The sequence below is a fragment of the Luteibacter sp. 3190 genome (assembly GCF_031456385.1).
GTDB lineage: Bacteria > Pseudomonadota > Gammaproteobacteria > Xanthomonadales > Rhodanobacteraceae > Luteibacter.
Genome location: NZ_JAVDUO010000005.1, coordinates 117,465 through 143,877 on the forward strand (window position 1 = coordinate 117,465; position 26,413 = coordinate 143,877).

Consider the following 26,413-nt stretch of genomic DNA (forward strand, 5'->3'; position numbering starts at 1 on the left):
TGGCGGCAGGGGGCGGGGTGCCCGACTGCAACTTCCGGCTGACAGGGTAGGGACTGGCTTCGGAGAGGGGAACGCGATTATTCTGAAAATGTCTGCGAACGCTGTCTGCGCTGCGCCGTCGGACACCGATGTTCCACCCTGCACGTCGCAGCCTTGGGGAATGGCCCGTCCACGGAGGGGTCTTTCAGAGGGGGTGCGTGTTCTTTCTGTCGGCAAGTGCGCCGATTGTCGTGGAAGCTGCGTCGTTTCGGCGCTATGCTCCGCTGCGCTTGCCCAATACATAACAATGAGGAGCCTTACCATGAAGATTGTTTCGATCACTGCCCTGGCTTTCGTCGCTGCCGCCCTGCTGTCGGGCTGCAACAAGTCGGAAGACGCCGCTCCGGCGCCGGCCGCCGCTTCGACCGCCGCCGCTCCGGCTGCCACTGCCGCTGCTCCGGCCGCGACCGCCGCCGCTCCGGCCGCCACCGCTCCGGCTCCGGCCACGACCGCTCCGGCCGCTGCCGGCACGGCTGCTCCGGCTCCGGCTTCGACCGCCGCTTCGGGTCAGTAAGTCGTTCGACGGCCGCCTCCGGGCGGCCGCCGGATGCGAAGGACACCGCTGCCTCGGCAGCGGTGTTTTTTTTGGCCGTCCGAAAGCGCGTGCGCCGGAAGGCATGGGCCATGGCCCTTCCGGCGGGGATGCGGCACGCTAGGGTGGTTCCTTCGTCCCACTGCCACAGGAATCTCCATGCCGCACCGTCCGCTGTTGCCCCTGCTCGCGCTGTCCCTTGCCATCGGCTCCGCCGTCGCCGTCGCCCAGACGGCACCGATGACGCCCGACATCCCCGCGAAGTTCGACGCCCCGACCACCGCCAACGACTACGTCAAGCGCGTGGTCGAGATCCCCATGCGCGACGGGGTGAAACTGCATACGGTGATCGTCATTCCGAAGAACGCGAAGCACGCGCCGATCCTGCTGACGCGCACGCCGTACAACGCGGATGGCCGCGCGGCCCGCAGCGACTCCCCCACGATGCGCGACCTCCTGCCCCAGGGCGACGAGGTGTTCGTCGACGCCGGCTACATCCGCGTGTTCCAGGACGTGCGCGGCAAATACGGTTCCGAGGGCGACTACGTCATGACCCGGCCGCTGCGCGGGCCGCTCAACGACACGGCGACCGACCACTCCACCGACGCGTGGGACACGATCGACTGGCTGACGAAGAACCTGCCCGAATCCAACGGCAAGGTCGGCATGATCGGCTCCTCGTACGAGGGTTTCACCGTCGTCATGGCGCTGATCGACCCGCATCCAGCCCTCAAGGTCGCCGCACCGGAGAGCCCGATGGTCGACGGCTGGATGGGCGACGACTGGTTCCATTACGGCGCCTTCCGCCAGACCAACTTCGATTACATCGCCGGCCAGAACGCCAAGCGAGGCAAGGGGGCGGCCATTCCGCGCGCAGGTTACGACGACTACGCGAACTTCCTGCAGGCCGGCTCCGCGGGCGACTATGCCCGGGCCGCGGGCCTCGACCAGCTGCCGTACTGGCGCAAGCTGAGCGAGCACCCGGCTTACGACGCTTACTGGGAGGAGCAGGCGCTCGACCGCGAGATGGCGAAACATCCCCTGAAGGTACCCACGATGTGGCTGCAGGGTCTGTGGGACCAGGAAGACATGTGGGGCGCCATCCACAGCTACGCGGCGGTGGAACCGAAGGACAAGGGTAACGACAAGAACTACCTGGTCATGGGCCCGTGGCGCCACAGCCAGGTGAATTACGGCGCGGCCTCGCTCGGTGCCCTGAACTTCGATGGCGACACCGCGCTGCAGTTCCGCCGCGACGTGCTTCTGCCGTTCTTCAATCAATACCTGGTGGACGGCGCGCCGAAGGCGAACACGCCGCCCGTGCTGATCTACGACACCGGCGGCAATCATTGGGACCGCTACAAGTCTTGGCCGCAGGCCAAGGGAAGCCGCCCGCTGTACCTCGGCGCCAACGGAAAGTTGTCGTTTGAGGCCCCCACCGAGGGGGCCGCCCGATTCGACGAGTACGTCTCGGACCCGGCGAAGCCGGTGCCGTATGTGCCCCGCCCGGTGCATTTCGGCGACCGCCAGTCGTGGACGACCTGGCTGGTCCAGGACCAGCGCTTCGTCGACGGCCGTCCGGACGTCCTTACCTACGTCTCCGAGCCGCTCACGGCGCCGCTGAAGCTGGCGGGCGCGCCGCAGGTGAATCTGTACGCTTCGACGAGCGGCACGGACAGCGACTGGGTGGTGAAGCTGATCGACGTCTATCCGCCTTCGGATGCCTCGGAGCCGACGATGGGCGGCTACGAACTCTCGATCTCGATGGACATCTTCCGCGGCCGCTATCGCGAGAGTTTCTCGGCGCCGAAGGCCCTGACGCCGAACACCCCGCTGCAGTACCGTTTCGGCCTGCCCACCGTGAACCACACCTTCGAGCCCGGCCATCGGGTGATGGTGCAGGTGCAGTCGTCGTGGTTCCCGCTGTACGACCGCAACCCGCAGACCTACGTGCCGAACATCTTCTTCGCGAAGCCCGAGGACTACCGGAAGGCGACGCAGCAGGTGTGGCACGCGCCGGGCACGGCCAGCAGCATCGAACTGCCGGTGGTGGAAGCGAAGTAGCGGGCACTGCGTTTGCTCCTGTGGGAGCGGCCAAGGCCGCTCCCACACAAGCTCTCCACGCCGCCGCCCCTATCCTCGCGACACACCCCGCGTCGAGGACCACCCCATGGCTCGCCCGATCTGGACCGGAACGCTGTCGTTCGGTCTGCTCAACGTCCCCATTCGCCTGATGTCCGGCGAGCGCCGCAACGACATCCATTTCCGCATGCTCGACCAGCGGAGCAACACGCCCGTGCGCTACGAGCGCGTCAACGCGGAGACAGGCGAAGAGGTGCCCTGGAAGGACATCGTCAAGGCGTTCGAATACCAGAAGGGCAGCTACGTGGTGCTCGAGGAAGAGGACATCAAGAACGCCGCGAGCGACGCGCACGAGACCGTCGAGATCGACAGCTTCGTCGATGGGGCGGACATCTCGCCGCAGTATTTCGAAAAGCCGTACGTGCTGCTTCCGTCGAAGAAGGCGGAGAAGGGCTACGTGCTGCTGCGCGAGACGCTGAAGAAGACCGGCAAGGTCGGCATCGCTCGCGTGGTGATCCGCACGAAGGAATACCTCGCGGCCGTGATGCCGCAGGGCAACGCGCTGCTGCTGAACATCCTGCGTTACCAATCCGAGGTGGTCGACGCCTCCGATTACGAGTTGCCCGACAAGGCGGCGTCCGACTACCGCATCACGTCACGCGAGATGGAGATGGCGACGGAACTCATCGAATCGATGTCGGGCAAGTGGAAGCCCGAGAGCTACCATGACGAATTCCGCGCGAAGCTTCGCGCCGCGATCGAGAAGCGGCTCAAGAGCAAGGGCGTCACCACCACGGTGGAGGAAGACGAGCGGACGCCGGAGAACGCGACGACCAACGTCGTCGACTTCATGGCGCTGTTGAAGAAGAGCCTCGGCGCGAAGACGCGTACACCCGCGGCGAAGGCCGCCCCCGCGAAGAAAACGGCGACGAAGAAGACGGCGACGAAGAAAGCCGCCGCCAAGAAGGCGCCGGCGAAGAAGACGGCGTCACGCAAGGCGCCCGCGAAGCGCCGGGCGGGCTGAGCGTGGCGGGCCTCATCGTCGGCGGTGTCACCATTACCCATCCCGAAAGGGAGGTGTTCGGCGACGGCGGCCCGACCAAGGGCGATGTGGCCGCCTATTACGAGGCGGTCGCCGCATGGATGCTTCCGGAGCTGCGCGACAGGCCACTCTCGGTGGTGCGCTGTCCGCAGGGTTCGACCGGGCAGTGCTTCTTCCAGAAGCACCATGCGGACTCGCTCGGGCCGGACGTCAAGGCCGTCACGCTCGACGAGAAGGACGGCGAATCGGCGCAGTACATCTACGTCGACGACGTGCGCGGCGTGCTCGAACTCGTGCAGATGAACACGCTCGAGTTCCACCCCTGGGGCGCGCGCGTCGACGATCCCGATAAGCCGGATCGCCTGATCTTCGACCTCGATCCGGCGCAGGGCGTGGCCTGGAAGGCGGTGGTCGCCGGTGCGCGCGAGATTCGCGAGCGGCTATCCGCCGCGGGGCTGGAGAGTTTCGTGCGCAGCTCGGGCGGCAAGGGTCTGCACGTCGTCGCGCCCTTCCGGCGCGGACCGTCGTGGGCGGCGGTGAAAGCGTTCTGCGAGTCGCTGGCGGACGATCTCGTGGCGGAGTCGCCCACGCGCTACATCGCGGAGGCGAGCAAGGCGAAGCGCGAGGGCATGATCTTCATCGACTGGCTGCGCAACACGCGAGGTGCGACGAGCGTGACGGGGTGGTCGCTACGCGCGCGCCCCGGCGCGCCCGTGGCTATGCCGCTGCGTTGGGAGGAGATCGCACGACTGAAGACGGGCGGCGCGTTCGACCTGAAGAAGGCGCTGAAGCGCGCGAAGACGCTGGAGGCGGATCCGTGGGAGGGGATCGCTTCATTGAAGCAAGCGCTGCCGTAGCCCACCGTCGAGCCTCACGTCATACCGGCGTACGCCGGTATCCACCGCGGTGCGATCGGCCCATGCGTGGGATCGGCATCGGCTTTATGCGCACGAGGCCGCTGCACCCTCGGGGACCGACGCCGTGGATCCCGGCGTGCGCCGGGATGACGGTGAGGGCGCAGGGACCGTGAAGGCAAAAAAAAGCCTCCGCCCCTTTCCGGGAGCGGAGGCTTTCTTCGTCTGGCGTTCCTTACTTCTTCTGCATGCGGCGCAGTGACGCCATCACTTCGTAGCACGCGCCCATGGTGTGGTAGTCCGTCTTGCCGGCGGGGCTCTTCTCGTCGTCGTACTTCGTGTTGTCGCGGTGCAGGATGCGATACCACGCGCCGTACTTATGGTCGACGAAGTGTTCCCAGCTGTACGCCCAGATCTTCTCGTACCACTCGTCGTACTTGGTCTCGCCAGTGGATTCGAACAGCAGCTGCGCGGCGCCGAGCGATTCGGCCTGCACCCAGAAATACTTGTCGTCGTCGCACACGTCGCCCTCAGGCGAGAAGCCGTACGCGATGCCGCCGTATTCCTTGTCCCAGGCCTTGTCGAGGGCCTCGTCGAAGAGGTGCTTCGCCGTCGGCACGAGCCACGCCTTATGCTTCGGCGTGCCCTTGGTGTAGCGCTCGAGCATCATGAGCAGCTTCGCCCATTCGGTCTGGTGGCCGGGCTGGAAGCCCCACGGGCGGAACAGGTGCTTCGGGTTGTCGAGGTTGTATTCCCAGTCGATCGTCCAGTTCTCGTGGTAGTGCTCCCACACGAGCTTCTGCGGCGTCAGGCCGGCCTGGCGCTGCGTCATGTTCTCGGCGAGCACGAGCGCGCGGTCGAGGAAGCGGTCGTCCTTCGTGGCTTCCCACGCGGCGATCATCGCCTCGGTCATGTGCATGTTCGCGTTCTGGCCGCGATAACCGGTGAAGTTCCAGTCCTTGTCGGCCTCGTCGCGGTACAGGCCGTACGACGGCTCCCAGTAGCGCTTCTCGAGCAGATCCCAGATCTCGTTCTGCCAGCCCTTGGCTTCGTCGAAACCGACCTTCACGCCGCACGAGTAGGCGAGCAGCATGAACGCCAAGCCGTAGCAGTGGTTCATCTGGTCGTCGCGCTTGCCGTCGGCGATCGTCCACGCATAGCCGCCCGTTTCGGGGTTCAGGTGAACCTCGCGCAGGTACTTGATGCCGTGCATGGTGAGTTCCTTGTCTTCGGGCTTGCCGAACTCGAGGAACGCCATGGCGTGGTTGAACACGAAGCGCGTGCTGGACACGAGGTGACGGTGGGTGCGGTCGTAGACCGAGCCATCGTCCTTGTAGTACTGGAAGAAGCCGCCGGCCGGATCGACCTCGTTGGGCTTGTAGAACGCCATGGTCTTCGCGACGTGGTCGCGCAGGACGTTCACGTCGTGGAAATCGGGGAGGGGAACGGTCGTCATGCGTGCGTCTCCATGAAGGCCTTGACTTCGGCCTGGTCGGGGATGGCGGTGAACGAGCCCTTGCGCGTGGCCGTGATGGCGCCACAGGCGGCGGCGAAGCGGATCAGGTCGACGAGGCGACCTTCGTCCGCGATGAGGGTGTCGAAGCGTGCGGGCGTGACGCCCTCGGCGGAGAGACGCGCGAGCAGGCCTCCCACGAAGGCGTCGCCGGCGGCGGTCGTGTCGACGGCGTCGACGCGATAACCCGCGAGCGTGCCGCGCGCGCCGCGCGAGAACCAGCGCATCGGCTCGGCACCGTCGGTGACGAGCAGAAGGCGGGCGTTGCCCTTCCAGAGGCGGTCGAGCACGGCGTCATCGGAACCCGCGCCCGCGTGGATGAACGCGAATTCCTCGGCGCTCAGCTTGATGACGTCGGCCTCGTGCAGTGTTTCCCACAGGCGCGGCAGCGGTGCCTCGTCCTTCGGCCACAGCGCGGGGCGCAGGTTCATGTCGAAGCTGACCAGCGCGCCGGCGGCGCGCGCGCGGCGCATGCCCTCGACCGTGGTGTGCGCGATGGCGGCTTCGGTCAGCGAATTGGAGCAGACGTGGAAGATCGCCAGATCGTCGAACGCGGACGCGCGGAAGTGTTCCGGACGGAACAGCAGGTCGGCCGCGGGCGGACGGTAGAAGCTGAAGCTGCGATCGCCCTTGTCGTCGTGCGCGACGAACGCGAGCGCGGTACGCGCCTCGTCCGTGCGGGCCACGTCGTCCGTGCCGACGCCGAGGTCGGTCAGGCTCTTCAGCAGGAAGTCGCCGAACATGTCGCGGGCGAGCATGCCGGCGAAACGGGCGTTACCACCCAGGCGGGCCGCGGCGACCGCGACGTTGGCCGGCGCGCCGCCGGCGAAAGGAACGAAGGCGGGAGGCTGACCGGCGCCGCCCTGGGGCTGTGCGTGGAAATCGATCAGCGCCTCGCCGAAGCAGAGGATGGAAGACATGCGTACGGCCTGTCCTTGGGGGCGAGGTGGATGGGAAAACGCGACGGCCGGCCCTGGCGGCCGGCCGTCGAGAGGGCTTTAGTGATTGACCGGAGCGCTGCGGATCTTCGAGCCCGAGAGGCCATAGAAGACGATATACGCGTAGCCGATCAGCGGCACGAGGAACGCCAGCTGCAGGCCGATGTGGTCGGCAAAGAAGCCCTGGATCGGCGGGAACAGTGCGCCGCCGACAATTGCCATGATGAGCAGGCTCGACGCCTTACCCGTGAGCGGGCCCATGCGCTCGATGCCCAGCGAGAAGATCGTCGGGAACATGATCGAGTTGAACAGGCCGATGGCAACAACGCTGTAGATGGCGATGGAGCCACTGGCGAAGATCGTGGACAGGAGCAGCAGCATGTTGATCGAAGCGAACACGGCGAGCAGCTTGCGCGGAGGGAACTTGACCAGCAGGAACGAGCCGATGAAGCGGCCGACCATCGCGCAGGTCCAGTACGCCGTCACGTAGTGCGAGGCATCCTGCTGCGACATGTTGCCGATGTTCGGCAGCTGAAGGAAATTGATCAGGAAGCTGCCGATCGTGACCTCGGAACCCACGTAGAAGAAGATCGCGAGGACGCCGAAGAAAACGTGCGCATAGCGCAGCGCTTCGCGAAGGGTGTGGTGGGTCGAGTCCGACTTTTCCGTGCTTTCGTCCAGAGACGGCATGCGGAAGAGGAACACGAGTACCGCGAGCACGAAAAGCACGATCGCGAGGAACAGGTAAGGACCCTGTACGACGCTGGCTTCGTGTGCGCGGTAAGTGATCTGTTCCGCCGCGGAAAGCTTCGCCACTTCGTCGCCGGTCTTCGGCGTGTCGGCGAGGATGAGCAGGCCACCGAAGATCGGCGCGATCGCGGTACCGGCGGAGTTCAGCGCCTGGGCAAGGGTCAGTCGGCTCGAAGCGGTACGCTCCGGGCCCAGGAGAGCAACGTACGGATTGGCGGCCACCTGGAGGATCGTAATTCCGGTGGCGAGCACGAAGAGGGCGCCGAGGAAGGCGTAGTACAGGTGGGACGCGGCGGCGGGCCAGAACCCGAGCGCGCCGATGCCTGCGACAGCCAGACCGGCGACGATGCTCTTCTTGTAGCCGAGGCTCTTCACCAGAGCACCCGCCGGCAGCGACATGATGAAGTAGGTGCCAAAGAAGGTGAACTGAATCAGCGACGCGCGAAAATAATTCAGCTCGTACACGGCTTTCAGGTGCGGAATCAGGATGTCGTTCAGGCAGGTAAGGAAACCCCACATGAAGAAGATCGTGGTCATCACACCGAGCGCGAGGGGAAAGTAGGTGTAGCGATTGTCGCCCGCGTTCGTCGAGGACGAGCTGGGCGATGGCGTATATCCGGTGGCCATGGGTTGCTCCAAGTGTCGGTTCAGGGGGAGGACGGCGGGCAGCTGCTTTCGCGGACGACGAGCCGAACCGGCGCGATCGTATAAGCAGTGTCCGTGTCGGGATTGGAAAGTCTGTCGAGGATCAGTTCGGCGCTGCGCCGTCCGAGTCCACGCGGATCCACCGCGATGGTGGTCAGGGGCGGCACGCACACCGAGGCTTCGGCGACGTCGTCGAAGCCGGTCAGGGCGAAATCCTCACCCGGGCGGCGGCCCCGCTTGGTCAGGCCAAGCATAAGCCCGAGCGCCACCGCGTCGTTGTAACAAACCGCCGCCGTGGGGGCCGGGTCGCGGGCGAACAGCGCGCCGGTCTGGCGCGCGGCCTCCAGGCGTGTCGGCGCGCTCTCGACGAGCCAGGCGGGATCCACCGGCAGGCCGGCGTCGCGCATCGCGCCCGCGTAACCGCGGCGGCGCTGCTCCACCGAACTGGACTCCCGGTGGCCGCCAAAGAACGCGATGCGCTGGTGGCCGAGCGCGATGAGATGTTCCGTAGCCAGCCTGGCGCCGTGCTCGTTGTCCATCTCGAGGGTGTCCCAGCGATGGGTGCCGTCGTCGTCGGGCAGCTCGCGGTTGAACACGAGCAGGGGCGTGTGCATGCCGACCGCGGTCAGCACCTGCTCGCCTTCGCTGCCCTCGGCGGGGGAGAGGATGATGCCGGCGGGGCCGTGCTCGATCAGGGAATTGAGCACCGCCTGCTGGCGGGCCGGGGATTCGCCCGTATTGCCCAGCAGGGTGACGTAGCCGGCCCGGGCCAGGGCCTCGTCGGCGCCGGCCGCGAATTCCGCGAAGAAGGGGTTGCCCAGGTCGTTGATGACCAGGCCGATGCTGGAGGACGTCCGCCGGCGCAAATTCGCGGCCGCGCGGTTATAAACGTAGCCCTGGCGCTTCAGTTCGGCCTCCACCCGGGCACGGGTGGCGGAGTTCACCAGCGGGCTGCCTCGCAGCACCAGCGAGACCGTCGCCCGCGATACGTCGCAACCCTGGGCGATATCGGCCAGGGTCACCTTGCGGCGCTGCGGGGTAGTCCTCGGCATCTGAACTCCTTCAAACGATCTAAACCGGGCGATCATCGCGCGGCGGGCTTTGGGATGCATCACGCACTGCAACATGCGCGATGGCGCTATCTTTGCTACGTTCGACCTGTTTGTCACGATCCAAATGCTCGTGACCGCCCGAAACGTGCTGACCTGAGGGGATCCACCGATGTCGAGAACCACCCGCCTCCGTCGCGGCCTGCTGGCCACCGCCCTGACCCTCGCCCTGCCGGCCCTGGCCCTGGCGGCCTCCAGCGACAAGGGCAGCGCCTACGCGGCGGTCGACCCGATGATCGGCACGGGCGGTGATGGCCATACCTTCCCCGGTGCGACGGTGCCCTTCGGCATGGTGCAGCTGTCGCCGGACACGGCCATGCCGGACGTCAAGCACGGGTACAAGTGGGCCGCCGGCTACCAGTACGGCGACTCGAGCCTGCTCGGTTTCTCCCATACGCACTTCTCCGGCAGTGGCCATTCCGACCTGGGCGACGTGCTCGTCATGCCGATCGCCGGCGACGTGAAGCTGGACCCCGGTTCCCCCGACCAGCCCGGTAGCGGCTATCGCTCGCGGTTCGACCACAAGACCGAGAAGGCCGAGGCAGGTTACTACGCCGTCACGCTGGCCGACTACGACGTGCGGGCGGAGCTGACCGCGGGTACCCGCGTGGGCTGGCATCGTTACACCTTCCCGAAGGGCAAGCCGGCGCACCTCCTGCTCGACCTGCGCCCCAGCATCTACGACTACGACGGCAAGGTGCTGTGGTCCACGCTGCGCGTGCGCGAGGACGGCACCGTGACCGGCGGCCGCACCACGCGCGGCTGGGCGCCTGGCCGCCAGCTGTACTTCGCCATGCGCTTCAACCAGCCGCTGGCCTCGCGCAGCCTGAAGAACCGCGAGGAGAAGATCCCTTATCGCGGCTTCTCCGGCCCGGGCAACCGCGCCGAGGACACCGACGGCATCAGCGGCCGCGCGCTGGAAGGCGTGTTCGACTTCGGCGACCTCGCCAAGCCGCTCGTGGTCAAGGTCGCGATCTCGACCGTGAGCGAGGACAACGCGATCGCCAACCTCGACAAGGACGGCGCAGGCTTCGATTTCGATGCCCGCCGCGCCGAGGCCCGCCAGGCCTGGGAGAAGAACCTCTCGGTGGTCGACGTGCAGGCCCCCGCGCAGACGCGCAAGACCTTCTACACCGCGCTCTACCACGCGATGCTCTCGCCGACCCTGTCGATGGACGTCAACGGCCAGTACCGCGGCCCGGACAACCAGGTGCACACGGCCAAGGGCTTCGATTTCTATTCCACGTGGTCGCTGTGGGACGTCTACCGCGCCCAGCAGCCGCTCATGACCCTGCTCGAGCCGCAGAAGAGCAACGACTTCGTCAGCTCGCTGATCGCCGCCCAGCAGGCCAGCCCGTTCGGCATCCTGCCGATCTGGGCCTATGGCGGCATGGAAACCTGGTGCATGGTCGGCTACCACGCCGTGCCGGTGATCGCCGATGCCTATATGAAGGGCATTCGCGGCTACGACGCCGACGCCGCGCTGAACGCGATGGTCAAGAGCGCCACCTATGGGCCGTACGGCGGCCTCGACGACTACATGAAGCTCGGCTACGTCGCGATCGACCGCACGCCGGAAGCGGCCTCCAAGACCGTCGAATACGCCTTCGACGACTGGTCGCTGGCGCAGATGGCCAAGGCCATGGGCAAGGACGATGTGGCCGCCACCTTCATGAAGCGCGCGGGCTACTGGAAGAACAGCTTCGACACGAAGACCGGCTTCCTCCGTGCCCGCAAGAGCGACGGCAGCTACCGCGAACCGTTCGATCCGTCGTCGGCCGCGTACGGCAGCGATTACACCGAAGGCAACGCGTGGCAGTACTCCTGGTACGTGCCGCAGGACGTCGCCGGCCTGATCGAGGCGCTGGGCGGCAAGGACGCCTTCGTGAAGAAGCTCGATTCCGTGTTCGACGCCAAAGTCGATCCGAAGTCGTTCGCGCACGTGGAGGACATTACCGGCCTGATCGGCTGGTACGCGCACGGCAACGAGCCGAGCCACCAGGTGGCCTACATGTACGACTACGCCGGCCAGCCGTGGAAGGCGCAGGAGCGCCTCAAGCACATCATGGAGACCCAGTACACGCCGACGCCGACGGGCCTGGTGGGCAACGACGATCTCGGCCAGATGTCGGCCTGGTACATCTTCACCTCCCTGGGCTTCTACCCGGTGGCGCCAGGCAGCAACCAGTACGTGATCGGCCGGCCGTTCGTGGAGAAGGCCACTTTGAACCTCGCCGGCGGCAAGCGTTTCACGGTCTCGGCCGACCACCTCGACGCTAAGCACCCGTACGTCGGCAAGGTCACCCTCAACGGCAAGCCGCTGGACCGCACCTTCATCCGCCACGAGGAAATCGTCGCCGGCGGCGAACTGCATTTCTCTATGCAGGAGGCGCCGAACAAGGAGTGGGGCGCCGGCAACGGTGCGGCGCCGTACTCGATGAGCGACAAGGCGAACTGAGGCGCTCCTTGCCGTCACGGGTCCTTCACGCCCGTTTCGGCATTAAGCACGCCTCCAATCGGACGGGTACGCCGCTCATCTACCTGGAAACAGGTGGAAAAGCGGCGTACCCGTCGTCGTGTCCGAGGTACGTGCCATGAAATTCCAGCGCTGTGCGGCGCTTCACGTTTACAATGAATGTCCTTACAGGGCAGGAATCGTCGCGGGGATGGCCAGGGCATGATCGAACGCATCGGATTGCGCTGGCGACTCGTCGGCCTGCTGGCCGCCGTGCTCGTGATCGTGGCCCTGCCGTACATCGTCACCCGTTCGGCGGCCGAGGATGCCCTCGACTCGCGCGACTGGGTGACCCACACCTCCGAGGTGAAGGCGAGCGTGTATCGCGTGGCGGCTTCCCTCCGCAGCAGCGAGGCGGCGGTCTACGCGCGCATCGCGGGCGCGTCCGACGATCCCGATCTCGACCAGCGTGCACACGCGCCGCGACAGGTCGTTCCCGGGCTGGTGGCGTCGCTCCGCGAGATGACGCGCGACAACCCCGAGCAGATCGCGCGTATCGGTGCGCTCGAATCCATCGCCAGCGGCCGCATGGCGCTGACCGACCAGGCGCTGCAGCGGCTGAAGGCCGGCGACAAGAACGGCGCCTTCGCGTCCATGGAGGACGCGCGCCAGCTGTTCCCGGTGCGCGAGCAGATCAAGGAGATCGTGGACGAGGAGACCGGGCTGCTCGCGGCCCGCCGCGCCAAGGCGTCGAGCCTCGCCACGAACAACCGGCTGGTGCTGCTGGTGTCGGCGCTCGCGCAGATCGCGCTGCTCGGCATCGTGGTGGTGGTCTCCGAACGACAGATCGCGATCCGCCTGCGCGCCGAGTCGCGCGTGGCGGATGCGGTGCAGCGATCCCAGCTGATCGTGCAGGCGGTGCGCGAGCCGATCGCGATGCTGGACAAGAACCTGCGCACGCTGCTCGCCAATGCCGCGTTCGCGGAGCTCTACGGCTTCGACCAGGAGCGCGACCAGCGCGTGCCGCTCGACCAGATCGGCGACGGCGCGTGGAAGGATTCGGCGCTGCTCCAGCGACTGGTCGACGTGGTGGCGCGCGATCGCGAGCTATGGGACTACGAGCTCACGCAGCGCACCATGGATGGCGTGGACCGCTTCGTGGTCATCAACGCCCGGCGCATCGAGCAGCCGGATAGCGACGATCCAGCGTTGCTGCTCACGGTGAGCGACATCACCGCGCGCGCGCTCGTCGAGCAGAAGGTCAACGAGCTCAACCGCCAGCTCGAAGGGAAGGTCGAGCAGATCTCCGACGTGAACCGCGAGCTGGAAGCCTTCAGCTATTCCGTCTCGCACGATCTTCGCGCTCCGCTGCGCCACATCTCCGGTTTCGCCGGCAAGCTGGAGTCGCAGCTCGGCGACAAGGCCGACGACCGCGTGCGCCACTACATCGACGTGATCAGCAGCTCGTCGCGCCGCATGGCGCAGCTGATCGACGACCTTCTCGTGTTCTCGCGCCTCGGCCGCGGCGCGCTGCGCCTGCAGCCGGTCGACATGCAGTCGCTGGTGGAGGAGGCCCGGGCCCTGGTTGAGTCCGACACCGGTGGCCGCCATATCGAGTGGAAGGTCTCGCCGCTGCCCATCGTGATCGGCGACGAGAACATGCTGCGCACCGTGTGGCAGAACCTGCTGGGCAACGCGGTGAAGTACACCTCCAGCCGCGATCGCGCGCTGATCGAGGTGGAGCTCGCGCGTACCCCGGCGGGCGATTACGAGTTCTCCGTCCGCGACAACGGCGCGGGCTTCGACATGCAGTACGCGGGCAAGCTGTTCGGCGTGTTCCAGCGGCTGCACCGTGCCTCCGAGTTCCCCGGCAACGGCATCGGCCTTGCCAACGTAAGACGTATCATCGCTCGCCATGGAGGGCGTACCTGGGCCGAAGGCGAAACCGGCGTCGGCGCCACCTTCCACTTTTCATTACCGGCCTCGGACGTTCCGGGCGCCAGATTGGGTGATTCATGAACCAGCGCGACCTGCGCACGATCCTCCTCGTCGAAGACTCGATGGCCGACGCCGAAATGGCCATCGACGCGCTGCGCGAGGCCAACCTGGCCAACCCGGTGGTACACGTCGAAGACGGTGTCGACTGCCTCGACTGGCTGCACCGCCGCGGTGCCTACGCGGACCGCACCGAGGGCGACCCGGCCGTGATCCTGCTCGACATCAAGATGCCGCGCATGGACGGCCTCGAGGTGCTCAAGCAACTGCGCTCCGAGGACAAGTGGAAGCGCCTTCCGGTGGTCATCCTGTCGTCCTCGCGCGAGGAGAGCGACCTGGCACGCAGCTGGGACCTCGGCGTCAACGCCTATGTGCTGAAGCCCGTCGACGTGCAGCAGTTCTTCACCGCGGTGCAGACCCTCGGTCATTTCTGGGCGGTGCTCAACCAGCGCCCGGACGGCGAATAACCCGGAGCGACGTCGGAACATGGCTGGGATGGGCGGGCAAGGCCAGAAAGTCAGGATCCTGCAGGTCGAGGACAATCCGCTCGACGCCGAGCTCGTGCTCGGCGAGCTGGAAGACGACGGCATCGACTTCGAGGTGAGGCTCGTGGAAGACGAGGCGGCCTACGCCGCCGCGCTCGACGACTTCGAACCCGACATCGTGCTGTCCGACCTCAGCCTGCCGGCCTTCAGCGGCGAGCGTGCGCTGCAGGTGCTGCGCGAGCGCCGGTCCGACATACCCTTCATCTTCATCTCGGCCACGCTGGGCGAAGAGGCCGCGATCGAAGCGCTGCGCAACGGCGCCACCGATTACATCCTCAAGCAGAACACCGCGCGCCTCGCGAGCGCGGTGCGCCGCGCGCTCCGCGAAGCGGACGAGCAACGTGCCCGTCAGCGCGCCGAGCAGGAACTGATCCGCGCCCAGCGTTTCGAGAGCCTCGCGTTGCTTGCCGGTGGACTCAGCCACGATCTGCGCAACCTGCTGCAACCGTTGTTGCTCGCGGGCGACACGCTCGAAGACTACGCGGACGATCCGCGCCTCTCGCGCCTGGGCGCGCTCGTGCGCGACTGCGGCCGGCGCGGCCTGGAAATGGTCTCGTCGATGCTCTCGTTCGCGCGTGGCGCTCGCCGCGCGGAGCAGGTGAAACTGGGCGCGCTGCTCGAGGCGCTCAACCTGCTTCTGCAGGGCAGCGTTCCGCGCACGGTGCGCATGGAAGTAGACATCATCGATCCCGACGTGGCGTTCGAAGGCAACCACACCGAGCTGCAGCAGTGCCTGCTGAACCTCAGCCTCAATGCCATGCAGGCGATGCCGGACGGCGGCGTGCTGCGCATCGAGACGGATGTCGTCACGCTCGCCGACGATTTCTTCGCCGACGGCGAGGCCTCGGCGGCTGGCCGCTACATTCGCCTGTCGGTCATCGACACGGGGCAGGGCATGCCGCCGGACGTGCTGCAGCGCCTGTTCGAACCGTTCTTCACCACCAAGGAGGCTGGCACCGGCCTCGGCCTGCTCTCGTGCAAGCGCATCGTCGCCAGCCATGGCGGACTCATGCGCGTGCGCAGCGCGGTGGGCGAGGGCACGGCGTTCCACCTCTTCCTCCCGTTGAAGGCGGAGGAAGGCGAGCACCTCGATCCGCAGGTGATGGATGCGAGCCTGCAGGGCGAGGCCGAGCGCGTGCTCGTCGTCGTCGAGGAGGCGGTGCAGCTGTCGCTGCTGGTCGACACGCTCGACGCGTACGGCTACCAGGCCGGCGCGAGCCAGAGCGGCACGGCCGCGCTGCAATGGATCGAAGCGCACGGCGTGCCCGACCTCGTCGTCATGGACGCCGACATGAATCTGTTCACCGGCGTGCGCACGCTGGCCGCGCTGCTCGAGCATGGTTACAGCCGCGCGGTGCTGCTGCTGGCGCGCCCGGACGCGCCGCCGAACTTCGACGAACTGCCGCAGCTGGATCACCTCTACGTGATCGACAAGCCCGTGCAGTCGCGCGTGCTGCTGCGCAAGGTGCGCGAGGCCCTGGAAGCGAGCGACGTTCCGAAAGCCTGAGGCGTCCCGAGGGCCGCGCCTCGCACGGCCACAGAAAGTCGCGATTTTCCGATTTCTTCCATAGCCCGCTGGACGATGCCCATTTAGCGTTGCGTTTTCGCAATGGAGCATCGTCATGGATCTCGACATCACCGAGCGCTGGCATCGCCGCCTCGTCTTCGCCTGCCTGTTCGTGCTCGCCACGCTCATGCACCTCCTCGTCGCGCTGCTCACGCTCGGCGCCCGCACGTCGTGCGCGTGGCCACCCTGTCACGACTCATGGGTGTTCCGCGCCTGGTCGTGGTTGTGGAGCGCGCCGATCTTCGTCACACCGTGGGCGCGCCTGCCGATCGAGGAGATAGAGTTCGCGTGGACGCCGGGGCTGGTGGCTCTGATGGTTCTCAATTCGGTAACGGCAGTCGCGCTGTTGCTCGCGAGTGCGTGCCTGGCCCGGCGTGCCGTTACGACCGTCAGGCGTCGACGCCTCGCAAAGCTCCATGCGGCGTAGCGTTGAATGTCAGATGCGAGGCGAATGGCCGAAATACATCCAGCCTTCGAACGTGAGGCTGGCGCACCAGGTGGCATGGGGGTGGGGAAATACGTATGCTGTGCTGCGGAAAGTCCACGATGTGCGGCATGTGACGCATGACATCGCGAAGCGTTCCGGTGACGGCGAACGCGATCGGGCCATCGCCTACGACGGCCACAACTTCGTCCATGTCCGAAGGAGGCACCGAGCTGCCGATGAACTTCGTGAACACGTTCGCCGCGTCTGGTAGTCCTAATTCGCCACCCTCGATCACATCCCGGACCCGTCTCCAGTCGAGACGATTCGAAACAAACGGGAATGCGGCCTCGAGGTCGAGAAGATAGGGGCTGGCATCGTCGACGATGCGAAGGGCCTGGGTGTTGATCGCCGCGTCGAGGCTAACGATGAGCTCTTTTTCAAGCGCGTTATACGACATCAGCGATTCAAACCATCGGTCAGCGATTCCACAGAGCCTGCGTCTCCTTCAAAGAGAAAGTGTTCCTTCTCCTTGCCAGCAAAGGTATTGATATGGGCGACGCTTTGATCATCGTACTCGATGTAGCCACTTAGTGCGCACTTCGGAGGGTAGAGTTATTGCAGTAGAGGCGAAGGCCGGAAATGCAACTCGGTCAGCTCTTCAGTGTTTGAAGGACTCGCCGGGCATCTGAAGGAGGGCGAATCGTTGGCGAAAATGCTCCTGTTGACCTGCGTGTCCAGCTCGTCAGAATTGAGGAAATTGAAAGGAAATACCCATCGTGATGACAAATCGCGCCGTACAACGCACCCTGTTGCAGCTGATGGCTGAAGGTCTGCGGCCCTTCGGCTTCAAGCGGGTGCTCTCGCAGCAAGTCTTCCGGCGAAAAACAGCTCGCGGATGGATTGGCCTGCACTTGGCGTTTATCAATCACGACTCGGATTTCGATGTCACGCTCGATGCGGGCGTGAGATTCGACGCCGTGCAGGATGCCCTGCTCGGAATCGATCGCGAGAGCAAGCAGTCGGCGACGGTAGGTTGTGAGTATGGTCGGTTTACGGGGCAAGGGCAGTTTCGCTGGTCGGTAAGGCAAGTCGGTGATCTCGATGGCGTCGTCGAAGGCCTTCTCGTCGCCAGCGCAACGACGATGATCCCGTTTCTCGGGCGTTATTCCGATATGCCTCGCACGTTGGAAGCGCTGGCGCGGGATGACGAAACGAGTCGTTTGCTCTCGCCGATTGATGAGCACCGAAAGCGCATCATTGAGTTCATGCGAACTTGTTGACGGAACTCTGAAGTGGCATGTCCGTGGTGGCCGTAGGGCTTCGCCGGAGGCCTTTGGCGCTCTCAAGGGTTGACGTAGTCAGCTGGGTCCGAGCGGCGGGTTACATGGATGGGCGAGTGCGCACGCCCTGGCGAACTATGAGCGTATTCAAGGATTCCTCGAAGAAGGATATTGAGAAGTGACATCGACGTACGTACCCCGGAGTGACCTCGAGGCTAGTTTGCTGCGTGGAGACGGCGAGCCCTTGGTCGAAAAGCTCGAACAACTTGTTTCTTGCGGAAAAGCCAGTCTGAACGAGCAACTCTTGCTCGGAATACTTTTGCTTTTCCCGCCGTACGTCGATCCCGAAGGGGCTGTGTCGGTTCTGCGCAATCTGCTTGACGGAGAGCGGGGCTTTGACGCGGCTATATGGATCGCTTTGACCTGGAGCAGCCAGATGCCGGTGGGCGACAGAGCGTTCGTTGGAATACTGGAAGCCCACGAACGATCACCGGTTGCTCACCATCTGCTTAGTGCGGTCGCATGGTCCGACGGTAATACTGAGTTGGCGCTGCACCATAATCGTATCTCGCGAAAGATCGAACTCTTTCCTTTCAATATCATGCGAGCTCTCAAAATCGACCCCTCGATCAATGCCGAGGAGCAAGCGTATCTGCACAAGGTATTCAAGGATCTGGTGGTTACCCGACATGCGGAACTCGACAAGCCAGTGTCCACGGTCGAGGGTATGATCTCCCGGTACAAGGACAACCAGATCTTCGGATATCGCCTGACATCCATGTTCTGGGAGTATGCATTTCCAGATTCCTGAAAGGTCGCGCTGACCGTTGACGCTATATGGCAAGTTCGGGCCTGATGCCTGCGACTGACGAAAGATGGATTCGCGGACGGAGAGCGGAGATGACTAGCGACGTCGGAGGTCTAAGCGAGCTGCGCCAGGTGCTGCAGGCCATTGGTGCTTCGGAAGGGCATCGTTGTCAGCCAGCGCACCTACAAGACTTATAGCGTCGGAGAGACTCCTCCCGGCGAAGCCGGCCCCGGCTACACGGGACACGTCTGGGATCCTGCAAGCCAACTGATCTACATGCAGCAACGCTACCATGATCTGAAGATTGGGCAGTTCTTGAGCCGTGACTCGATCGGAGTTGCTCGCGATCCGATGAAGCATCGACCGATATCGCTATGCAGACAATAGTCCGCTCTCAAATATTGATCCAGATGGCATGCAGACGTGGTGCACGCATGGGAACTGCGGTGTTAGCGGCTATGTTCAACTAAGTAAGGACTACTCTTGCGTTAAGGAAAACTTTGATCTTGTCGACGGCGGAAAGATTGCGAATGGCATCGGCGTAGAGGTGACGTACAACGTTTCGCAGCTGAAGGGAGGGATCAACTTTTTCTCCGCAGCTACCGGCGCGGAATTTGGTATGCATGTTCAGCCGAGACGGCCTGTGCAGTTCAACGTTACGGATCATCCGGTCGATGGAAAACTACCTCTGTCAGGCGGACCGTCTTTAGATGTGGCTGCTATCGTCAAGGTGCGTTTCGATGCAAAATTTGATCCAGGCATGAAACTTGAGTGACTTCTAAGGTATGCGGTGGTGCTTGGGCATTTGTTCAATTCCTGCCGTCTATTACTATGGTCTAGTGGAGCAATACTCCGCGGCCGAACACCGTTCAACCATCGGCGCAACAACAGTAGGGGGCGGCCATGGCTATTGAGGCAAGTGAGGGCGCATTCATTGGTGTCGCGTACGGATTCCTGTATTACTATGTGGCACGCGGACTGCTGGCTCGTGTAACGTCAGTTGATCCCGAATACGGTCTACGAATAGCTGAGTCGCCTAGCTCCGAATACCGGAAGTCACTCGCTATCGTCAAGGTTCTGCTCGACTCAGGCTTGCCACGGCCGCACTATCCAGATGCACTGAAATGGAGGTTCCGCGTCTCGCGGTGCATGCTTGCGCTCTGGCCACTTGTTCTGGCTGCAATCGTGTTCTATCCGAATTATGGAAAGCATTGATTTTCGGGATCGAGGGCTTGCGCTCTCGTCTCCACCATGAAGAATTCGCGCCTTTTGGGGGCAAGGCAGCCCAGTGCCTTCGTCGTTGCTAGCGGCCGCCTTCCCGCCGCATGTACAGCGAACGATGGTCTACGCATCGGGACTCATTAGATCGAGAATGCAGCTACGGGTGAGAAAGCTGGGTTCAAGGCCATCTTGCAGAAAGTCCTATCAGATCGCTCGATATCCCGGCGAGCTGATTATCGACAACATCAACGGGTGTTTGTTCTGGCTGGAGAAGGGTTCGGCCCTGTTCTTCCGGCAATGTATCTACGGCATTCCAGGATGTAACGCGGTTCAGTCGATGAACGTCTTAAGGGCAACCTCAAGGGCATAAAGAATGCCATCGATCTACGCACCGCGGAATGATCTCGTGGCCAGCTTGAGGGCTGCAGACCGCGAACCCATAGTCGAAGAACTTGAACGTCTTGTTTCTCGAGGGAAAGCCAGTCTGAACGAGCAACTCTTGCTCGGAATACTTTTGCTTTTCCCGCCGTACGTCGATCCCGAAGGGGCTGTGTCGGTTCTGCGCAATCTGCTTGACGGAGAGCGGGGCTTTGACGCGGCTATCTGGATCGCTTTGACCTGAAGCAGCCAGATGCCGGTGGGCGACAGAGCGTTCGTTGGAATACTGGAAGCCCACGAACGATCACCGGTTGCTCACCACCTGCTTAGTGCGGTCGCATGGTCCGACGGTAATACTGAGTTGGCGCTTCACCATAATCGTATCTCGCGAAAGATCGAACTCTTTCCTTTCAATATCATGCGAGCTCTCAAAATCGACCCCTCGATCAATGCCGAGGAGCAAGCGTATCTGCACAAGGTATTCAAGGATCTGGTGGTTACCCGACATGCGGAACTCGACAAGCCAGTGTCCACGGTCGAGGGTATGATCTCCCGGTACAAGGACAACCAGATCTTCGGATATCGCCTGACATCCATGTTCTGGGAATATGCATTTCCAGATTCCTGAAAGGTCGCGCTGGCCGTTGACGCTACATGGCAAGTTCCGGCCTGAAGCATGCGACTCACGAACGATGGATCCGCGGAAGGAAAACGGAGATGACTAGCGACCTCGGGACCCTGGGCGAACTGCGCAAGGCGCTACAGGCGATTTGCGGTTCGGATATGCCGTCGCTGGCCGATGTTCGTCGAATCGTCAATCTTCGACATCGGTCTGCCCGCCCGGACGATCCGGCGTTCTTTGCGTTCCGGGCGGCCGCGTCGGAGCTGGATACCGTTCCGGAGAACGCAGTTCGGCACCGCTTCCATGAAGCGATGCTGGCGCGGGAAGATCGTAAGTGCGAGACGTATATGCGTGCTGCGTCCGACGAGTTGAGGCGCAGTGCAGCGACGTTGCTTTCGTGCGACTGGCTCGGTGCCTCATCGGGGCGTTGAACCGCCAGATTGCTGCGCGGCTCCATGGGGATGTTTCGCGAGCACCCTTCGCGCGCCAGCGCGCTTCCTACAACCGCCGGGTCTCGATGAAGGTTGCGGCGATGTGGCCGCTTGCGCGGATCGCCGATGCGATCGGCTCCCACCCTTCGGTGGGGAGCCGTCGACGTGCGAACCTCGCACCGGTCAGCAGCGATCGTTATGCGCTTCCATTCGCTTGTGGCGTATCCGGTTGAACGGTCGGCCGAATCGCCGCGGTGCACGCTCGACCATGGCGCCCGATCCGGCGCTACCATCGGTGCATCGTCGGTCGCAAGGAAGCGAACATGAAGAAGGGCAAGTCTTTCCGCTCCGGGGCGGCGTCGGAAGCTCGCGCCGCCGGCCATATCGAACAACAGTTCGTCATGCCGGTTCCCAACTCCAGGGCCATGAGGAATGCTCCGGTCGTGTGCTCGTCGGCCGACGGTCGGCTGTACGTGGCCGACGCCGAGGCGTCCGAGCGAACGGCGGTCTACGTCGCACGCATGAAGACCGATGGATCACTGGATCCGCCGTTTGGATCGTTCGATGGGCTGGCGATCGTGTCTCTCGACATCTCCGGGGGCGGAGTGACGGCGCTCTTGCCAACGAGCGATGGTGGGGTCATCGCCGTGGTGCGGGCAGGCACGAATATCGATCTGAGTATCGGGTTGGTCCGCTTCCGGTCGGACGGCACGCTCGATCCGACCTTCGGGCAGGGCGGGAAGATCGTTCATCGTATCCCTCCGCCCGCCGCGCGGGATGGCGAGAAGGTGGCGGCTGGCCCGGTTTCTGCCAAAGTCGCGTCATACGACCAGGGGTTTTATTGTCTGATCGCTTCGGACGGGCCCTTCTACGCCGTGATCCGCTGCACGGCCGACGGCCAGCTGGATACGGCCTTCGCCGGAATGGGTTACCTGACGAACGGTGCATTCTTCAGTGACGAATGGGGTGCGTACGACATGGTGGTCGCTCCCGATGGAAGGGTAACGCTGGTCGGTCAGCACAACGATCACGCCGCACCGGTCCGCATCGTTTTCTGGCGCCTCCTGCCGGATGGCCAGCCAGACATCACCTTCGGTGAGGCCGGATACGCGTATTTCGGCGCCGCCGATATCGATATCGGTGGCGACGCGCTGGAGAGGGCGGTACTCGTGAGCCTCGAACGGCTTGGCGATGGCGGTCTTCTGGCTGGAGGGTATGTGCGACGGACGCGGGGCGGGAGCGCGTCCTACAGATCCGGGCTTCTGCTTCGTCTGGATTCGGACGGTCGTCCTTCGCCCGACTTCAACAACGGGCGATGGAAGGTCGTGACGGACCGGAACGACGCCACCGCCGATCTCGCGTTCGGACGCGTGGCCGTCGATCCGGATGGGAGGTTGTATGCGGGTGGTGCCGTTGCCCGACCGGCTTCAGGCAGCGAGTTATGGTTGGGCCGTTTTCAGGAGGATGGGGCTCTGGATCCAGGGTTCGCCAACGACGGCATCGCGACGTTCAAGGGCGGCGAGTCGCACGTGAACTACATGACGCATCTTTCCGTCGATGGCGCAGGGAAGATCCTTTGCGGATCCGCGGGCGGCCCGGACCATCAGGTCAATTCGATGAAGGCGTTCGTGTCCGTGATCGGTAGCCGAGGACGTCGCTCTTGATGCTCGTGGGCGTCGCACAAGAGCACCCACGAGCCATCGATAGCCATATCTGCGGAGAATCCTGTGGCAGGCCGCGTGCTCGTCGGGCGATCCGTCGCGAGCACCCTTCGCGCGCTAGCGCGCTTCCCACAGTGGCGTGGCTTCGATCACTGCACAGGCGTCGATCAATCGATGCCGAGCTTCTTCAGCTTGTAGCGCAGCGCGCGGAAGGTGATGCCGAGTTTCTTGGCGGTCGCGGTCTTGTTGTAGCGGGACTCTTCGAGGGCCTTGATGATCGTGTCGCGTTCGATGTTGGAGATGTAATCCTCCAGCGAGCCGTCGGTGGCGGCGACGCGCGCGGCTTGCGGCGCCTGCGCCATGGCTTCGGCGAGAACCGGCTGTGCCGGTGCGCTCGTGGTGGCCGGCGCGCGCTGCGGCAGCATCAGGTCGTCGGCTTCGATGGTGTCGCCTTCGCACATCGCCATCGCGCGTTCGAGGATGTTCTCCAGTTCGCGCACGTTGCCCGGGAAGTGGTAGGCCTCGAGCGCCGCGAGGGCTTCGGGCTTGAGCTTCCCCGGCGCACCGCCGGATTCGGTCGCGAGCTGGCGCAGCACGAATTCCGCCAGGCGTGGCACGTCGCCACGACGCTCGCGCAGCGGCGGCACGCGCAGTTCGATGACGTTGATGCGGTAGAAGAGATCCTGGCGGAAGAGGCCCTGCTCGACGAGCGCGGCGAGGTTCTTGTGCGTGGCGGACAGGATGCGTACGTCGACCGGGATTTCGTCGCGGCCGCCGATGGGGCGCACGGCCTTTTCCTGGATGGCGCGCAGCAGCTTCACCTGCATGTGCAGGGGAAGCTCGGCGACTTCGTCGAGGAAGAGCGTGCCGCCCTGCGCCGCCTGGAAGAGGCCTTCCTTGTCGGCGTGGGCGCCGGTGAAGCTGCCCTTGCGGTGGCCGAAGAACTCGCTTTCCATCAACTCGGACGGGATGGCGCCGCAGTTGACCGGCACGAAGGCACCGGCCGAACGGGGACCCAGTTCGTGGATCAGGCGCGCGACCAGTTCCTTGCCCACGCCGGATTCGCCGGCGATGTAGACCGGCGCCTGGTTGCGGGCGAGCTTGGCGATCTTGCCGCGGACTTCGGTCATCGCCGGGGAGTCGCCAATGAGCCGGTCCGCGCCGGGCGAGGCCTTGGCTCCGGCATCGGCCTTGCGTTCCTCGGACAGACGCAGCGCCGTGCGCACGAGGCGGCGCAGCAGGTGGATGTCCACCGGCTTGGAGACGAAGTCGAAGGCGCCGGCCTTCAGCGCGTTCACCGCCGCGTCGACGTTGCCGTACGCGGTGATCATCGCCACGGGCATGTCCGGGAAATTCGACGCGATGAGCTCGATGATCTCGTGGCCGCTGCCATCGGGCAGGCGCATGTCGGTGAAGCACAGGTCGTATCGCCGTGCCGCCAGTGCGCTCCGCGCTTCGTTGACGCTCCCCACGGCGTCGACGTCGAGTTCCATTCGACCGAGTGTGATGGTCAGCAACTCGCGGATGTCCCGCTCGTCGTCGATGACCAGAACGGTCTGCTTGCTCATTGGGTCCGAGAGGTTCGGTGAAGGGTCCAAATGTACCCGCCCGGGGGGCGGACGCATAGGGCGGCCGTCACGCGCTGGCCGCCACGGGTGCCGACGCGGCGGTGCGCGCGGGCGGTGTCAGGCTGATGCGGAAGCAGCTGCCGCCGCCCGCCACGCGCACGTATTCGAGCGCGGCCTGGTTCGCCTCGGCCATCTGGCGGGCGAGGTAAAGGCCCAGTCCCGTGCCGTATTCGTGCGTGGTGAAGAAGGGCTCGAAGATCTGCGCGGCCACCTTCGGCGGGATGCCGGGGCCGCGATCGATCACTTCGAGGATGGGAATGCCGGCATCCGAATGCCGCGCCACCAGCATCACGCGGGCCGGCTCGCCGGGCAGGCGGCCGTAGCGGAGGGCGTTCTGCACGAGGTTCCAGATCACCTGCTGCAGGTGTTGAGGATCGGCGACGGCGGCCACCGGCTCGCTGCCGGACACGGCCCGGAGGATGTCCGCGCCGAGGTCGTTGCCCTGGCGGTATTCGGTGACGAAGTGATGCACCCAGCGGCCGAGGTCGAGGGTCTCCGGTCGCGAGCGTTCGCGGCGCGAGAGCTGCAGGATGTTCTCGATGATCTCGTTGAGGCGCGAGCAGTGGTTGTTGATGATCTCGACCATGCGCAGGTCGGCGTCGTTGAGGTCGGTCGACTCCGCCAGCAGCTGCGCCGAGTAATGGATCGCCGCCAGCGGATTGCGGATTTCGTGGGCGATCGAGGCGGAAAGCCGGCCGAGCGAACTCAGCGTGAGCTCCTCGGCGCGTCGCGAGACCAGCGACGTGTCGTCGAGGAAGATCAGTACGTGGGAGTCGTCGTTCGGCGCGAGGCGTGAGAAGCGCGGCACCACTTCCGGCGTGCCGTCGGCCAGCATCGTGGCGCTCTCGTCGAGCTTGCCCGAGGTGCGCCAGTGGTACAGGCGCCGCGACAGCTCGGGCGCGAGCGTGCCGAGGTCGCGCTGGTCGGCGGACGGGTTGCCCATCAGCATCCACGCGGACTCGTTGAGCTGGTGGATGCGGTTGCCTTCGTCCACCAGCAGCACGCCGGTCTTCATGCGGCGGATGATCAGTTCGTTGACCTGCGACAGGTTGGCCAGGTCGATGCCGCGCTGCTCCGCCAGGGCCTCCGAGGCGCGGATGTTGCGCCCCAGGACGTAGCAGAGCGAGGCGCAGGCGAAGTACGCCGCGCCGAAGAGGCCGTACTCGGCGTACTCGCGATCGGAGGTGCCCGAGTCCACGAAATCGAAGACGGAATGGCCGAGCATGCCCAGCGTGGCGAGCGCGGCGAAGAACATCGACAGCCGGAGGGGCAGCAGCAGGGCGCCCGTGGCGATGTTGACGGCGAGCATCATCGCCACGCCCATCCGCACGTCGTGCATGAGGACCAGCGCGCAGAGCGCGGCGACGACGTCGAGGGTCAGGCCCACCGACACCGTGAGCACGGGCCGTTGCAGGGCGTGCCGGGTGCGGGCGACCATCACCAGGGCCGCCAGCAGGTAGGCCATCGCGAAGAGGCGGGCGATCAGCGGCTCGGGGAGAGAGGGCCACTCCATATGGCCGGGGCGGAAGGCCAGCGCGGTGTAGACGGCGGCCTGGCCCAGCCGGAAGTAATTGAAAAAGAAGAGTTCGTGGCGGGGCGCCCCCTGGCGCACGCTGGCTCGTGCCGTCATCGTCGTCGCGGGCGTGGACACCTTGCTGCTTCTCCGCCGATGGCCCCCGAGGGCCGTGGATGACCGCCAGTATAGGGGGCGCTGGCACCCCGGCAAGCCGTCCCGGGAACGCTCCGGGCCCGTCCGTCCGCGGCCCGATGCGGCACCGCCCCTTTCCATCCGGGGCGCCTTCCGGGAAAATACGCGGCCGTATTGCGTGAATCGCGCGCATTCGACCGTTTCCCCCTCCCCGTGCAGGCCTCACGGCCGGCACGCTTTCAC

Annotated in this window: 23 protein-coding genes; 16 read left to right on the plus strand and 7 right to left on the minus strand. The window is 64.8% G+C overall.

Translation table 11 applies throughout. The annotated features are described in order from the left end of the window. Positions 1 to 301: 301 nt before the first annotated feature. The 4 genes from J2X58_RS17810 to ligD all read left to right on the plus strand — a co-directional run bounded on the left by J2X58_RS17810 (position 302) and on the right by ligD (position 4,552). On the plus strand, positions 302 to 553 hold the full coding sequence (locus J2X58_RS17810; RefSeq protein WP_310050015.1) for a hypothetical protein: 252 nt from the start codon (positions 302 to 304) through the stop codon (positions 551 to 553). Between the two features lie 177 nt (positions 554 to 730). Continuing rightward, positions 731 to 2,635, plus strand: coding sequence for a CocE/NonD family hydrolase (locus J2X58_RS17815; RefSeq protein WP_310050016.1), 1,905 nt, complete (start codon positions 731 to 733; stop codon positions 2,633 to 2,635). 106 nt (positions 2,636 to 2,741) lie between these two features. Then, positions 2,742 to 3,677, plus strand: coding sequence for a Ku protein (locus J2X58_RS17820; protein WP_310050018.1), 936 nt, complete (start codon positions 2,742 to 2,744; stop codon positions 3,675 to 3,677). Between the two features lie 2 nt (positions 3,678 to 3,679). Beyond that, positions 3,680 to 4,552: a non-homologous end-joining DNA ligase gene (gene ligD / locus J2X58_RS17825; RefSeq protein WP_310050020.1), complete on the plus strand. Its 873-nt coding sequence runs from the start codon at positions 3,680 to 3,682 to the stop codon at positions 4,550 to 4,552. Between the two features lie 232 nt (positions 4,553 to 4,784). On the opposite strand, the gene J2X58_RS17830 is transcribed toward ligD, so the two are convergent. The 4 genes from J2X58_RS17830 to J2X58_RS17845 form a co-directional block, all read right to left on the minus strand. Beyond that, on the minus strand, positions 4,785 to 6,005 hold the full coding sequence (locus tag J2X58_RS17830) for an AGE family epimerase/isomerase (protein WP_310050022.1): 1,221 nt from the start codon (positions 6,003 to 6,005) through the stop codon (positions 4,785 to 4,787). After that, positions 6,002 to 6,982, minus strand: coding sequence for a carbohydrate kinase (locus J2X58_RS17835; protein ID WP_310050024.1), 981 nt, complete (start codon positions 6,980 to 6,982; stop codon positions 6,002 to 6,004). Before J2X58_RS17835 ends, J2X58_RS17830 begins: the two co-directional genes overlap by 4 nt. Positions 6,983 to 7,060: 78 nt before the next feature. After that, the gene (gene fucP / locus J2X58_RS17840; RefSeq protein WP_310050109.1) at positions 7,061 to 8,287 is read right to left on the minus strand and encodes an L-fucose:H+ symporter permease; all 1,227 of its coding nucleotides are present in this window, start codon (positions 8,285 to 8,287) and stop codon (positions 7,061 to 7,063) included. Positions 8,288 to 8,397: 110 nt separating this feature from the next. After that, positions 8,398 to 9,447, minus strand: coding sequence for a LacI family DNA-binding transcriptional regulator (locus J2X58_RS17845; protein ID WP_090055256.1), 1,050 nt, complete (start codon positions 9,445 to 9,447; stop codon positions 8,398 to 8,400). A gap of 169 nt (positions 9,448 to 9,616) precedes the next feature. Here J2X58_RS17845 and J2X58_RS17850 point away from each other — a divergent pair, with 169 nt between their 5' ends. The 5 genes from J2X58_RS17850 to J2X58_RS17870 all read left to right on the plus strand — a co-directional run bounded on the left by J2X58_RS17850 (position 9,617) and on the right by J2X58_RS17870 (position 16,493). After that, positions 9,617 to 11,962, plus strand: a complete 2,346-nt coding sequence (locus J2X58_RS17850; RefSeq protein WP_310050026.1) for a GH92 family glycosyl hydrolase — start codon at positions 9,617 to 9,619, stop codon at positions 11,960 to 11,962. A gap of 219 nt (positions 11,963 to 12,181) precedes the next feature. Beyond that, positions 12,182 to 13,978, plus strand: coding sequence for an ATP-binding protein (locus J2X58_RS17855; RefSeq protein WP_310050031.1), 1,797 nt, complete (start codon positions 12,182 to 12,184; stop codon positions 13,976 to 13,978). Then, positions 13,975 to 14,421, plus strand: coding sequence for a response regulator (locus tag J2X58_RS17860; protein ID WP_090055250.1), 447 nt, complete (start codon positions 13,975 to 13,977; stop codon positions 14,419 to 14,421). The genes J2X58_RS17855 and J2X58_RS17860 overlap by 4 nt, the downstream gene beginning before the upstream one ends. A 19-nt stretch (positions 14,422 to 14,440) precedes the next feature. After that, entirely contained in the window at positions 14,441 to 16,006 is a 1,566-nt protein-coding gene (locus J2X58_RS17865; RefSeq protein WP_310050033.1) for a response regulator, read from the plus strand. A 115-nt stretch (positions 16,007 to 16,121) separates the two neighbouring features. Further along, positions 16,122 to 16,493, plus strand: coding sequence for a hypothetical protein (locus J2X58_RS17870; RefSeq protein WP_310050036.1), 372 nt, complete (start codon positions 16,122 to 16,124; stop codon positions 16,491 to 16,493). Here J2X58_RS17870 and J2X58_RS17875 read toward each other — a convergent pair. Beyond that, positions 16,456 to 16,950, minus strand: a complete 495-nt coding sequence (locus J2X58_RS17875) for a hypothetical protein (protein WP_310050038.1) — start codon at positions 16,948 to 16,950, stop codon at positions 16,456 to 16,458. The genes J2X58_RS17870 and J2X58_RS17875 overlap by 38 nt on opposite strands. Positions 16,951 to 17,269: 319 nt before the next feature. Between J2X58_RS17875 and J2X58_RS17880 the strand changes: the two genes are divergently transcribed. The 7 genes from J2X58_RS17880 to J2X58_RS17910 all read left to right on the plus strand — a co-directional run bounded on the left by J2X58_RS17880 (position 17,270) and on the right by J2X58_RS17910 (position 22,897). Next, positions 17,270 to 17,773: a hypothetical protein gene (locus tag J2X58_RS17880; RefSeq protein ID WP_310050040.1), complete on the plus strand. Its 504-nt coding sequence runs from the start codon at positions 17,270 to 17,272 to the stop codon at positions 17,771 to 17,773. A gap of 178 nt (positions 17,774 to 17,951) precedes the next feature. Next, a complete protein-coding gene (locus tag J2X58_RS17885) occupies positions 17,952 to 18,584 on the plus strand; it encodes a hypothetical protein (protein ID WP_310050043.1) in 633 nt (210 codons plus the stop codon). A 412-nt stretch (positions 18,585 to 18,996) separates the two neighbouring features. Then, a complete protein-coding gene (locus J2X58_RS17890; protein WP_310050045.1) occupies positions 18,997 to 19,356 on the plus strand; it encodes a hypothetical protein in 360 nt (119 codons plus the stop codon). 819 nt (positions 19,357 to 20,175) lie between these two features. After that, on the plus strand, positions 20,176 to 20,424 hold the full coding sequence (locus J2X58_RS17895) for a hypothetical protein (protein ID WP_310050047.1): 249 nt from the start codon (positions 20,176 to 20,178) through the stop codon (positions 20,422 to 20,424). 9 nt (positions 20,425 to 20,433) lie between these two features. Continuing rightward, entirely contained in the window at positions 20,434 to 20,808 is a 375-nt protein-coding gene (locus J2X58_RS17900) for a hypothetical protein (RefSeq protein ID WP_310050049.1), read from the plus strand. Positions 20,809 to 20,897: 89 nt separating this feature from the next. Beyond that, positions 20,898 to 21,233 (plus strand): hypothetical protein, encoded by a 336-nt coding sequence (locus J2X58_RS17905; protein WP_310050050.1) that lies wholly within the window; start codon positions 20,898 to 20,900, stop codon positions 21,231 to 21,233. 323 nt (positions 21,234 to 21,556) lie between these two features. Further along, a complete protein-coding gene (locus tag J2X58_RS17910) occupies positions 21,557 to 22,897 on the plus strand; it encodes a hypothetical protein (protein ID WP_310050052.1) in 1,341 nt (446 codons plus the stop codon). Positions 22,898 to 23,061: 164 nt separating this feature from the next. On the opposite strand, the gene J2X58_RS17915 is transcribed toward J2X58_RS17910, so the two are convergent. Both J2X58_RS17915 and J2X58_RS17920 read right to left on the minus strand, forming a co-directional pair. After that, a complete protein-coding gene (locus J2X58_RS17915) occupies positions 23,062 to 24,462 on the minus strand; it encodes a sigma-54 dependent transcriptional regulator (RefSeq protein ID WP_310050055.1) in 1,401 nt (466 codons plus the stop codon). 67 nt (positions 24,463 to 24,529) lie between these two features. Continuing rightward, complete coding sequence (locus J2X58_RS17920; protein ID WP_310050115.1) at positions 24,530 to 26,152, minus strand: HAMP domain-containing sensor histidine kinase; 1,623 nt, start codon at positions 26,150 to 26,152, stop codon at positions 24,530 to 24,532. Positions 26,153 to 26,413 lie beyond the last annotated feature (261 nt).